Origin of the sequence: Pseudomonas anguilliseptica, assembly GCF_021375795.1 — a bacterium.
GTDB classification, from domain to species: Bacteria; Pseudomonadota; Gammaproteobacteria; order Pseudomonadales; family Pseudomonadaceae; genus Aquipseudomonas; species Aquipseudomonas anguilliseptica_A.
The window spans coordinates 243,086-252,535 of the sequence record NZ_JAEIOI010000004.1; the positions used below are offsets into that span (position 1 = coordinate 243,086).

The 9,450-nt window shown below is 55.2% G+C and carries 21 protein-coding genes; all 21 read right to left on the minus strand.

The genetic code is table 11. The features are described from left to right. Window positions 1-180 (minus strand): 50S ribosomal protein L30, encoded by a 180-nt coding sequence (rpmD, locus tag IOD17_RS15845; RefSeq protein WP_013789769.1) that lies wholly within the window; start codon window positions 178-180, stop codon window positions 1-3. Between the two features lie 2 nt (window positions 181-182). After that, window positions 183-683: a 30S ribosomal protein S5 gene (gene rpsE / locus IOD17_RS15850; RefSeq protein WP_233686011.1), complete on the minus strand. Its 501-nt coding sequence runs from the start codon at window positions 681-683 to the stop codon at window positions 183-185. A gap of 3 nt (window positions 684-686) precedes the next feature. Further along, complete coding sequence (gene rplR / locus IOD17_RS15855) at window positions 687-1,037, minus strand: 50S ribosomal protein L18 (RefSeq protein ID WP_003293038.1); 351 nt, start codon at window positions 1,035-1,037, stop codon at window positions 687-689. Window positions 1,038-1,047: 10 nt separating this feature from the next. Continuing rightward, window positions 1,048-1,581 carry a 50S ribosomal protein L6 gene (rplF, locus tag IOD17_RS15860; RefSeq protein WP_108487727.1) on the minus strand — a complete coding sequence of 178 codons (534 nt, stop codon included), beginning with the start codon at window positions 1,579-1,581 and terminating at the stop codon, window positions 1,048-1,050. A 12-nt stretch (window positions 1,582-1,593) separates the two neighbouring features. After that, entirely contained in the window at window positions 1,594-1,986 is a 393-nt protein-coding gene (gene rpsH / locus IOD17_RS15865; protein ID WP_069519903.1) for a 30S ribosomal protein S8, read from the minus strand. A 181-nt stretch (window positions 1,987-2,167) separates the two neighbouring features. Further along, window positions 2,168-2,473 (minus strand): 30S ribosomal protein S14, encoded by a 306-nt coding sequence (gene rpsN / locus IOD17_RS15870; RefSeq protein ID WP_090444975.1) that lies wholly within the window; start codon window positions 2,471-2,473, stop codon window positions 2,168-2,170. Window positions 2,474-2,486: 13 nt separating this feature from the next. Then, the gene (gene rplE / locus IOD17_RS15875; protein ID WP_159973765.1) at window positions 2,487-3,026 is read right to left on the minus strand and encodes a 50S ribosomal protein L5; all 540 of its coding nucleotides are present in this window, start codon (window positions 3,024-3,026) and stop codon (window positions 2,487-2,489) included. 20 nt (window positions 3,027-3,046) lie between these two features. Next, the gene (gene rplX / locus IOD17_RS15880) at window positions 3,047-3,361 is read right to left on the minus strand and encodes a 50S ribosomal protein L24 (RefSeq protein WP_233686012.1); all 315 of its coding nucleotides are present in this window, start codon (window positions 3,359-3,361) and stop codon (window positions 3,047-3,049) included. Window positions 3,362-3,372: 11 nt separating this feature from the next. Then, window positions 3,373-3,741, minus strand: a complete 369-nt coding sequence (gene rplN / locus IOD17_RS15885; protein ID WP_003289207.1) for a 50S ribosomal protein L14 — start codon at window positions 3,739-3,741, stop codon at window positions 3,373-3,375. A gap of 23 nt (window positions 3,742-3,764) precedes the next feature. Further along, on the minus strand, window positions 3,765-4,031 hold the full coding sequence (gene rpsQ / locus IOD17_RS15890) for a 30S ribosomal protein S17 (protein ID WP_090243097.1): 267 nt from the start codon (window positions 4,029-4,031) through the stop codon (window positions 3,765-3,767). Window positions 4,032-4,033: 2 nt separating this feature from the next. Beyond that, window positions 4,034-4,225: a 50S ribosomal protein L29 gene (gene rpmC, locus IOD17_RS15895; RefSeq protein ID WP_002555481.1), complete on the minus strand. Its 192-nt coding sequence runs from the start codon at window positions 4,223-4,225 to the stop codon at window positions 4,034-4,036. Continuing rightward, complete coding sequence (gene rplP, locus IOD17_RS15900) at window positions 4,225-4,638, minus strand: 50S ribosomal protein L16 (RefSeq protein WP_090255798.1); 414 nt, start codon at window positions 4,636-4,638, stop codon at window positions 4,225-4,227. The genes rpmC and rplP overlap by 1 nt, the downstream gene beginning before the upstream one ends. A gap of 12 nt (window positions 4,639-4,650) precedes the next feature. After that, window positions 4,651-5,337 carry a 30S ribosomal protein S3 gene (rpsC, locus tag IOD17_RS15905; RefSeq protein WP_233686013.1) on the minus strand — a complete coding sequence of 229 codons (687 nt, stop codon included), beginning with the start codon at window positions 5,335-5,337 and terminating at the stop codon, window positions 4,651-4,653. A 13-nt stretch (window positions 5,338-5,350) separates the two neighbouring features. Next, window positions 5,351-5,683, minus strand: coding sequence for a 50S ribosomal protein L22 (gene rplV / locus IOD17_RS15910; protein ID WP_003103908.1), 333 nt, complete (start codon window positions 5,681-5,683; stop codon window positions 5,351-5,353). Window positions 5,684-5,694: 11 nt separating this feature from the next. Beyond that, entirely contained in the window at window positions 5,695-5,970 is a 276-nt protein-coding gene (rpsS, locus tag IOD17_RS15915; RefSeq protein ID WP_010486981.1) for a 30S ribosomal protein S19, read from the minus strand. A 16-nt stretch (window positions 5,971-5,986) separates the two neighbouring features. Then, window positions 5,987-6,811, minus strand: a complete 825-nt coding sequence (gene rplB, locus IOD17_RS15920; RefSeq protein ID WP_069901956.1) for a 50S ribosomal protein L2 — start codon at window positions 6,809-6,811, stop codon at window positions 5,987-5,989. 14 nt (window positions 6,812-6,825) lie between these two features. Then, entirely contained in the window at window positions 6,826-7,125 is a 300-nt protein-coding gene (rplW, locus tag IOD17_RS15925; RefSeq protein ID WP_090377370.1) for a 50S ribosomal protein L23, read from the minus strand. Further along, on the minus strand, window positions 7,122-7,724 hold the full coding sequence (gene rplD, locus IOD17_RS15930) for a 50S ribosomal protein L4 (RefSeq protein WP_233686014.1): 603 nt from the start codon (window positions 7,722-7,724) through the stop codon (window positions 7,122-7,124). Before rplD ends, rplW begins: the two co-directional genes overlap by 4 nt. 12 nt (window positions 7,725-7,736) lie before the next feature. Next, window positions 7,737-8,372 (minus strand): 50S ribosomal protein L3, encoded by a 636-nt coding sequence (rplC, locus tag IOD17_RS15935; protein ID WP_233686015.1) that lies wholly within the window; start codon window positions 8,370-8,372, stop codon window positions 7,737-7,739. A gap of 83 nt (window positions 8,373-8,455) precedes the next feature. Next, window positions 8,456-8,767, minus strand: coding sequence for a 30S ribosomal protein S10 (gene rpsJ, locus IOD17_RS15940; protein ID WP_013789756.1), 312 nt, complete (start codon window positions 8,765-8,767; stop codon window positions 8,456-8,458). 141 nt (window positions 8,768-8,908) lie between these two features. After that, window positions 8,909-9,450, minus strand: a 542-nt coding sequence (locus IOD17_RS15945; protein WP_233686016.1) for an EF-Tu/IF-2/RF-3 family GTPase, incomplete at its 5' end; no start/stop codon positions are given.

The following is a 9,450-nucleotide window of genomic DNA, read 5'->3' on the forward strand; positions in this document are numbered from 1 at the left end:
TTAACCCTCCACACGGAGAAGGTAGTAAGCCTTATTAATCATGCCGCGGTTTTCCGGAGTATCCAGAACTTCCACGGTGTGATTGATGCGACGCAGGCCGAGGCCTTTGACGCAGGCTTTATGGTTGGCCAGACGGCCATTGGTGCTCTTGATCAGAGTCACTTTGACGGTATTAGCCATGATTAGAGAATCTCCTCGACGCTCTTGCCACGCTTGGCCGCAACAGACACTGGGGACTGCATGGCTTTCAAACCTTTGAAAGTGGCGTAAACCACGTTCACTGGGTTAGTCGAGCCGTAGCATTTAGCCAGAACGTTCTGCACGCCAGCCACTTCCAGAACGGCACGCATGGCGCCGCCGGCGATGATACCGGTACCTTCGGAAGCAGGCTGCATGTACACCTTGGAAGCGCCGTGAGCGGACTTCATTGCGTACTGCAGAGTGGTGCCATTCAGATCAACCTGGATCATGTTGCGACGCGCAGCTTCCATCGCTTTCTGGATGGCAGCAGGCACTTCACGGGACTTACCACGGCCGAAACCGACGCGACCCTTACCATCACCTACCACGGTCAACGCGGTGAAAGTGAAGATACGGCCACCCTTAACGGTCTTGGCAACGCGGTTAACCTGTACCAGCTTCTCGATATAGCCTTCGTCGCGCTTTTGGTCGTTATTTGCCATAACTTAGAACTCCAGCCCGCCTTCACGAGCAGCATCAGCCAGCGCCTTGACGCGGCCGTGGTACTTGAAGCCAGAACGGTCGAATGCAACCTGAGTTACACCAGCGGCTTTCGCACGCTCGGCAACCAGCTCACCAACTTTCTTGGCCGCGTCAACGTTGCCAGTGGCGCCGTCACGCAGTGCTTTGTCCAAGGTAGAGGCGCTGGCCAGAACCTTGCTGCCGTCGGCCGAAATGACCTGGGCATAGATGTGCTGCGAAGAGCGATACACGCACAGACGCACGGCTTCGAGCTCGTGCATTTTCAGGCGTGCTTTGCGAGCGCGACGCAGTCGAGTAACTTTTTTGTCGGTCATTTGCTATGCCCTACTTCTTCTTGGCTTCTTTACGGCGGACGACTTCGTCTGCGTAACGAACACCTTTGCCCTTGTAAGGTTCAGGACGACGGAAATCACGAATTTCCGCAGCGACCTGACCAACCAGTTGCTTGTCGACACCCTTGATCAGGATCTCGGTCTGGTTCGGGGTTTCAGCCACTACACCTTCCGGCAACTCATAGTCGATCGGATGGGAGAAGCCGAGAGCGAGGTTCAGCACCTGACCTTTGGCTTGCGCTTTGTAACCAACACCAACCAGCTGCAGCTTACGCTCGAAGCCAGCGCTAACACCGATCACCATGTTGTTGACCAGAGCGCGAGTGGTACCGGCCATTGCACGAGTCTGCTGATCGCCATTGCGAGCAGCGAAACGCAGCTCACCAGCTTCCTGCAGGACTTCAACGGACGAGTGAACATTCAGTTCGAGAGTGCCCTTGGCACCCTTTACCGAAAGCTGTTGACCGGTGAGTTTGACCTCAACACCAGCTGGCAGCTTAACGGGGTTCTTAGCAACGCGAGACATGCTTATCCCCCCTTAGAACACTGTGCAGAGCACTTCGCCGCCGACACCGGCAGCGCGCGCAGCGCGGTCCGTCATCACACCCTTGTTGGTGGAGACGATGGATACACCGAGACCGCCACGAACTTTCGGCAGATCATCGACGGATTTGTACTGGCGAAGGCCTGGACGGCTCACGCGCTTAACTTCTTCGATAACCGGACGGCCTTCGAAGTATTTCAGCTCGATGGACAGCTGCGGCTTAACTTCACCGCTGATCTGATAACCCGCAATATAACCTTCGTCTTTCAGAACTTTGGCTACAGCCACCTTCAACGTGGAAGACGGCATGCTTACGACGGACTTTTCAGCCATCTGGGCATTACGGATACGAGTTAGCATGTCCGCTAACGGGTCCTGCATACTCATGGGCTAGACGCTCCTGATACAAAAAGAATTAGCCTTGCGGCTACAGTCGCTGAGAATTCCGGGAAATTTGACCCAGGCTCAGGCGAGCCGAGCATTCTAGAGACTGATCAAAAATGAATCAAGCCCCAAAGGGGCCTGATTCACACATAAGACAAAGCCGGCACTAGGCCGGCTTTGTTTTTTACCAGCTGGCTTTAACCAGACCTGGTACATCACCACGCATTGCAGCTTCACGCAGCTTGATACGCGACAGACCGAACTTGCGGAATACGCCGTGCGGACGACCGGTAATGCGGCAACGGTTACGCAGGCGCGAAGCGCTTGCGTCACGCGGCTGCTTCTGCAGAGCAACTTGAGCTTCCCAACGGGCTTCCGGACTGGTGTTCGGATTGGCGATGGTAGCTTTCAGCTCGGCACGCTTTTTAGCGTACTTGGCTACCGTTTGCTGACGCTTCAGCTCGCGGTTTTTCATGCTGGTTTTAGCCATGATCCAACTCCAATCAGTTGCGGAACGGGAAGTTGAAAGCACGCAGCAGAGCGCGGCCTTCATCATCGTTACGGGCAGTGGTGGTCAGGGTAATGTCCAGACCACGCAGGGCATCGATCTTGTCGTAGTCGATTTCCGGGAAGATGATCTGCTCTTTAACGCCCATGCTGTAGTTGCCACGACCATCGAAGGACTTGGCATTCAGGCCGCGGAAGTCACGCACGCGCGGCAGGGAGATGGACAGCAGACGATCCAGGAACTCGTACATACGCTCACGGCGCAGAGTCACTTTAACGCCAATCGGCCAGCCCTCACGAACCTTGAAGCCTGCAATCGACTTACGGGCATGAGTCACAACGACTTTCTGACCGGTGATCTTTTCCAGGTCGGCAACTGCGTGCTCGATGACTTTCTTGTCACCGATCGCTTCGCCCAGGCCCATGTTCAGGGTGATCTTGGTGATGCGCGGAACTTCCATCACGTTGGCGAGCTTAAGTTCTTCCTTAAGCTTCGGCGCGATTTCTTTCCGGTAAATCTCTTTTAGTCGTGCCATGGTCTTCTACCTAGCAGTGTTCAAGCATCAACCGCTTTTTGGGTCGACTTGAAGACACGAATTTTTTTACCGTCTTCGATTTTGAAGCCAACGCGATCAGCCTTGTTGGTTTCGCCATTGAAGATGGCCACGTTAGAAGCGTGCAGAGGCGCTTCTTTCTCGACGATACCGCCCTGAACGCCCGACATCGGGTTCGGCTTGGTATGGCGCTTCACCAGGTTGACCCCACCAACGACCAGACGGTCGTCAGCGAGAACCTTGAGCACCTTGCCGCGCTTACCTTTGTCTTTGCCGGCGATCACGATGATCTCGTCGTCACGACGAATCTTTTGCATGTCGGATCTCCTTAGAGCACTTCAGGTGCGAGCGAGACGATCTTCATGAACTTCTCAGAGCGAAGTTCACGAGTCACTGGCCCAAAAATACGGGTGCCGATCGGCTCTTGCTTGTTGTTCAGCAGAACAGCAGCGTTGCCATCGAAGCGGATGATCGAGCCATCAGGGCGACGAACGCCGTGACGAGTGCGGACTACAACAGCAGTCATCACTTGGCCTTTCTTCACCTTGCCGCGCGGAATTGCTTCCTTGACGGTCACTTTGATGATGTCGCCGATGCCAGCGTAGCGGCGATGCGAGCCACCCAGCACCTTGATGCACATAACGCGACGAGCACCGCTGTTGTCAGCGACGTCGAGCATGGATTGAGTCTGAATCATATAATTTCTCCGACCCTTAGCCCTTAGACTTCCACTGCGCGTTCGAGGATCTCAACCAGCGCCCAAGACTTGGTCTTGGCAACAGGACGAGTTTCGCGAATGGAAACTTTGTCACCGATCTTGCTCTGGTTGGTTTCGTCGTGCGCGTGCAGCTTGGTCGAACGCTTGACATATTTGCCGTAGATCGGGTGCTTAACGCGACGCTCGATCAGTACGGTGATGGTCTTGTCCATCTTGTCGCTGACGACACGGCCGGTCAGCGTACGGACTGTTTTTTCGGCTTCAGCCATGATCACTTACCTGCCTGCTGGTTGAGCACAGTTTTCACACGAGCGATATCGCGCTTAACTTGCGAGAGCAGGTGAGACTGCCCCAACTGGCCAGTTGCTTTCTGCATACGCAGATTGAACTGGTCGCGCAGCAGGCCGAGCAGTTGCTCGTTCAGCTGCTGTGCTGATTTTTCACGAAGTTCATTCGCTTTCATCACATCACCGTCCGCTTAACAAAAGTGGTGGCGAGCGGCAGCTTTGCAGCAGCCAGGGCAAATGCCTCACGCGCCAACTCTTCGGAAACGCCTTCGATCTCGTACAGGACTTTGCCTGGCTGGATCTGGGCTACCCAATATTCAACGCTACCCTTCCCTTTACCCATCCGCACTTCAAGAGGCTTCTTGGAGATCGGCTTGTCCGGGAAAACGCGAATCCAGATTTTCCCGCCACGCTTAACGTGACGAGTCAGAGCACGACGAGCGGACTCAATCTGACGGGCGGTGAGACGACCGCGGGCAACAGACTTCAGCGCAAACTCGCCGAAGCTGACTTTGCTACCGCGCTGAGCCAGACCACGGTTGTGGCCGGTCATCTGCTTGCGGAACTTCGTACGCTTTGGTTGCAACATTTTGCGTACTCCTTACTTAGCAGCTTTTTTACGAGGCGCAGGCGCTTGAGGTTTCAGTTCTTCTTTAAGGCCACCAATCACTTCGCCTTTGAAGATCCAAACCTTGACACCAATCACACCGTAAGTGGTGTGCGCTTCGTACGTGGCATAGTCGATATCGGCACGCAGGGTGTGCAACGGCACACGACCTTCGCGATACCATTCGGTACGTGCAATTTCAGCACCGCCGAGACGACCGCTCACTTGGATTTTGATGCCCTTGGCACCAATACGCATGGCGTTCTGTACAGCGCGCTTCATGGCGCGACGGAACATCACGCGACGCTCCAGCTGCTGAGCTACGCTCTGCGCAACCAGCATACCGTCGAGCTCCGGCTTGCGGATCTCTTCGATATTGATGTGCACAGGCACACCCATTTGCTTGGTCAGGTCCTGACGCAGTTTCTCAACGTCCTCACCTTTCTTCCCGATAACGATACCTGGACGAGCGGTGTGGATGGTGATGCGTGCGGTTTGAGCCGGGCGAGCAATGTCGATACGGCTTACGGACGCGCTTTTTAGTTTGTCTTGGAGATACTCACGCACCTTCAGATCAGCGAACAAATAGTCCGCATAAGTCCGACCGTCTGCGTACCAGACGGAGGTGTGCTCCTTGACGATTCCCAGGCGGATGCCAACGGGATGTACTTTCTGACCCATCTGATCGACTCCGTTACTTGTCCGCAACCTTGACAGTGATATGGCAAGACCGCTTGACGATGCGATCAGCGCGGCCTTTGGCACGCGGCATGATGCGCTTAAGCGAACGCCCTTCGTTGACGAAAACGGTGCTGACTTTCAGGTCATCAACGTCTGCGCCTTCGTTGTGCTCGGCGTTGGCTACAGCCGACTCCAGCACTTTCTTCATGATTTCCGCGGCTTTCTTGCTGCTGAAAGCCAGCAGGTTGAGCGCTTCGCCCACCTTCTTCCCGCGGATCTGGTCGGCGACCAAGCGGGCTTTCTGGGCGGAGATGCGAGCGCCCGACAACTTAGCGGCTACTTCCATTTCCTTACCCCTTAACGCTTGGCTTTCTTGTCAGCCACGTGCCCACGATAGGTACGAGTGCCGGCAAATTCGCCCAGTTTGTGGCCGACCATGTCTTCGTTCACGAGAACTGGGACATGTTGACGACCGTTATGCACAGCAATGGTCAGACCGACCATTTGTGGCAGGATCATCGAGCGACGCGACCAAGTTTTCACTGGCTTGCGATCGTTCTTTTCCACCGCCACTTCGATCTTCTTCAGTAGGTGAAGATCAATAAAAGGACCTTTTTTCAGAGAACGTGGCACTGTCGTATCCCTCTATTTACTTGCGACGACGGACGATCATGTTGTCGGTGCGTTTGTTACCACGAGTCTTCGCGCCCTTCGTCGGGAAGCCCCATGGAGACACCGGATGACGACCACCAGAGGTACGACCTTCACCACCACCGTGTGGGTGGTCAACCGGGTTCATGGCAACACCACGAACGGTTGGGCGAACGCCACGCCAGCGCTTGGCACCCGCTTTACCCAGCGAACGCAGGCTGTGCTCGGAGTTCGAGACTTCGCCCAGGGTCGCACGGCACTCAGCCAGTACTTTACGCATTTCACCGGAACGCAGACGCAGGGTCACGTAGACGCCTTCACGCGCAATCAGCTGAGCCGAAGCACCAGCGGAACGAGCGATCTGAGCACCTTTACCCGGCTTCAGTTCGATACCGTGAACAGTGCTACCAACTGGAATGTTGCGCAGCTGCAGACTGTTGCCCGGCTTGATCGGAGCCATGATGCCAGCTACCAGCTGATCGCCAGCACTCACGCCTTTAGGGGCGATGATGTAGCGACGCTCGCCGTCTGCATACATCAGCAGAGCGATGTGCGCGGTACGGTTCGGATCGTATTCGATACGCTCAACAGTGGCTGGAATGCCATCTTTGTCGTTGCGACGGAAATCGACCAGACGGTAATGCTGCTTATGGCCACCACCGATATGACGGGTGGTGATACGACCATTGTTGTTACGACCGCCAGACTTCGACTTCTTCTCGAGCAGCGGAGCGTAAGGAGCGCCTTTATGCAGCTCCTGATTGACCACCTTGACCACGAAACGGCGGCCTGCGGAAGTCGGTTTGCACTTAACGATTGCCATGATGCACCCCTTCCTTACTCAGCACTGCTGGCGAAATCGAGATCCTGGCCTGGCTGAAGCGAAATGATCGCTTTCTTCCAGTCGTTACGCTTGCCCAGACCGCGAGCATTGCGCTTGGTCTTACCGAGAACATTCACGGTATTGACAGCAGCAACATTCACGCCGAACAGGCTTTCGACGGCCTTCTTGATTTCCAGCTTGGTTGCATCGGTTGCAACCTTGAAAACGAACTGACTTTTCTTGTCAGCGAGAACCGTGGCCTTCTCGGAGATGTGCGGGCCAAGCAGCACTTTAAATACGCGTTCCTGGTTCATCCCAGCAGCTCCTCGAATTTCTTCACGGCAGAAACGGTGACCAGCACCTTCTCGTACGCGATCAGACTGACCGGATCGGAACCCTGAACGTCGCGAACATCAACGTGCGGCAGGTTACGAGCAGCCAGGTACAGATTCTCATCAACGGCATCGGACACGATCAGCACATCGGTCAGACCCATGCCATTCAACTTGCCCAACAGTTCTTTGGTTTTCGGAGCTTCAACGCTGAAGTCTTCGACAACAACCAGACGATCAGTACGAACCAGCTCAGCAAGAATCGAACGGATAGCCGCGCGATACATCTTCTTGTTCAGCTTTTGATCGTGGTTCTGCGGACGAGCTGCGAAGGTCACACCACCGCCACGCCAGATCGGACCACGGCTGGTACCAGCACGAGCACGACCAGTGCCCTTCTGACGCCACGGACGCTTACCGCCACCGGATACGTCGGAACGGGTCTTTTGTTGTTTGCTGCCCTGACGGCCGCCGGCCATGTAGGCCACAACAGCTTGGTGAACCAGGGTCTCGTTGTACGCGCCGCCAAAAGTGGCTTCGGATACTTCGATCGCTTGAGCGCCATTTACATTTAATTGCATGTCAGCTTCCCCTTAACCGCGAGCCTTGGCTGCCGGACGGACAACGAGGTTGCCGCCAGTAGCGCCAGGAACGGCACCCTTGACCAGCAGCAGGTTGCGTTCAGCATCGACGCGCACTACTTCCAGGGACTGCACAGTCACGCGCTCAGCACCCATGTGACCGGACATTTTCTTGCCCTTGAATACGCGACCCGGAGTCTGGCACTGGCCAATGGAACCCGGAACACGGTGGGACACGGAGTTACCGTGAGTGTTGTCTTGGCCGCGGAAGTTCCAACGCTTGATGGTACCGGCAAAGCCTTTACCCTTGGACTGACCGGTCACATCGACCAGTTGACCAGCTTGGAAAATTTCAGCGTTGATCAGATCACCAGCCTGGTATTCGCCGTCTTCGAGACGGAACTCCAGAACGGTACGACCTGCCGCGACGTTCGCCTTAGCGAAGTGACCGGCTTGCGCCTTGCTGACACGAGAAGCACGACGCTCACCGACAGTGACTTGCACTGCACGATAGCCATCGGACTCTTCAGTTTTGAACTGAGTGACGCGATTCGGCTCGATCTCAATGACCGTAACCGGAATGGAGACACCTTCTTCGGTGAAAATACGGGTCATGCCCGCTTTCCGACCGACTACACCAATAGTCATGTTGTAACCTCATGAGTGTACGGGGCTTTCACCCGCTATGGCCGCCCATTTCAGAGCGTTACACGACTAAAACCTAAACGGTTTTAGCCGAGGCTGATCTGCACTTCCACGCCAGCCGCAAGGTCGAGCTTCATCAGCGCGTCAACGGTTTTATCCGTTGGCTGGACGATGTCCAGAACACGCTTATGAGTACGGATCTCGTACTGATCACGCGCGTCTTTGTTGACGTGCGGAGAAGTCAGTACAGTGAACCGCTCTTTGCGGGTAGGCAGAGGAATCGGACCACGCACCTGAGCACCAGTACGTTTCGCGGTTTCCACGATTTCCTGGGTTGATTGATCGATCAGGCGATGGTCAAAAGCCTTCAACCGAATACGGATTTGTTGGTTTTGCATTTTGACCTCAGATTCCAAGCTGCTATTCCCAACGGACGCAATACGCCCGTTAAAAGGAGGCGTGATTCTATAGACGCCCCTAGCAGGTGTCAACCCAATAAAAAAGCCCCCGCAAGCGGGGGCTTCTTTTCAAATCATCACTTACGCGATGATTTTGGCTACGACGCCGGCGCCGACGGTACGACCGCCTTCACGAATAGCGAAACGCAGGCCTTCTTCCATTGCGATGGTCTTGATCAGGGTAACGGTCATTTGCACGTTATCACCTGGCATTACCATCTCAACGCCTTCCGGCAGTTCGCAGTTACCGGTTACGTCAGTAGTACGGAAGTAGAACTGAGGACGGTAGCCTTTGAAGAACGGAGTGTGACGACCGCCTTCTTCTTTGCTCAACACATACACTTCTGCAGTGAAGGTGGTGTGCGGCTTGACCGAACCCGGCTTGACCAGAACCTGACCACGCTCAACGTCGTCACGCTTGGTGCCGCGCAGCAGAACGCCGCAGTTCTCGCCAGCACGACCTTCGTCGAGCAGTTTGCGGAACATTTCAACACCGGTGCAGGTGGTCTTGGTGGTGTCACGCAGACCAACGATCTCGATTTCTTCCTGGATCTTGACGATACCGCGCTCGATACGGCCAGTTACCACAGTACCGCGACCGGAGATCGAGAACACGTCTTCGA

Coding starts and splice junctions, on each gene's coding strand:
- rplN (WP_003289207.1), bottom strand. CDS start 3,741: ATGATTCAGACTCAATCCATGCTCGACGTCGCTGACAACAGCGGTGCT.
- rplP (WP_090255798.1), bottom strand. CDS start 4,638: ATGTTGCAACCAAAGCGTACGAAGTTCCGCAAGCAGATGACCGGCCAC.
- rplD (WP_233686014.1), bottom strand. CDS start 7,724: ATGCAATTAAATGTAAATGGCGCTCAAGCGATCGAAGTATCCGAAGCC.
- rpsC (WP_233686013.1), bottom strand. CDS start 5,337: ATGGGTCAGAAAGTACATCCCGTTGGCATCCGCCTGGGAATCGTCAAG.
- rpmC (WP_002555481.1), bottom strand. CDS start 4,225: ATGAAAGCGAATGAACTTCGTGAAAAATCAGCACAGCAGCTGAACGAG.
- rplE (WP_159973765.1), bottom strand. CDS start 3,026: ATGGCACGACTAAAAGAGATTTACCGGAAAGAAATCGCGCCGAAGCTT.
- rplW (WP_090377370.1), bottom strand. CDS start 7,125: ATGAACCAGGAACGCGTATTTAAAGTGCTGCTTGGCCCGCACATCTCC.
- rplR (WP_003293038.1), bottom strand. CDS start 1,037: ATGACCGACAAAAAAGTTACTCGACTGCGTCGCGCTCGCAAAGCACGC.
- rpsQ (WP_090243097.1), bottom strand. CDS start 4,031: ATGGCTGAAGCCGAAAAAACAGTCCGTACGCTGACCGGCCGTGTCGTC.
- rplB (WP_069901956.1), bottom strand. CDS start 6,811: ATGGCAATCGTTAAGTGCAAACCGACTTCCGCAGGCCGCCGTTTCGTG.
- rpmD (WP_013789769.1), bottom strand. CDS start 180: ATGGCTAATACCGTCAAAGTGACTCTGATCAAGAGCACCAATGGCCGT.
- rpsN (WP_090444975.1), bottom strand. CDS start 2,473: ATGGCTAAAACCAGCATGAAAAACCGCGAGCTGAAGCGTCAGCAAACG.
- rplC (WP_233686015.1), bottom strand. CDS start 8,372: ATGACTATTGGTGTAGTCGGTCGGAAAGCGGGCATGACCCGTATTTTC.
- rpsH (WP_069519903.1), bottom strand. CDS start 1,986: ATGAGTATGCAGGACCCGTTAGCGGACATGCTAACTCGTATCCGTAAT.
- rplF (WP_108487727.1), bottom strand. CDS start 1,581: ATGTCTCGCGTTGCTAAGAACCCCGTTAAGCTGCCAGCTGGTGTTGAG.
- rplV (WP_003103908.1), bottom strand. CDS start 5,683: ATGGAAGTAGCCGCTAAGTTGTCGGGCGCTCGCATCTCCGCCCAGAAA.
- rplX (WP_233686012.1), bottom strand. CDS start 3,361: ATGCAAAAGATTCGTCGTGACGACGAGATCATCGTGATCGCCGGCAAA.
- rpsJ (WP_013789756.1), bottom strand. CDS start 8,767: ATGCAAAACCAACAAATCCGTATTCGGTTGAAGGCTTTTGACCATCGC.
- rpsE (WP_233686011.1), bottom strand. CDS start 683: ATGGCAAATAACGACCAAAAGCGCGACGAAGGCTATATCGAGAAGCTG.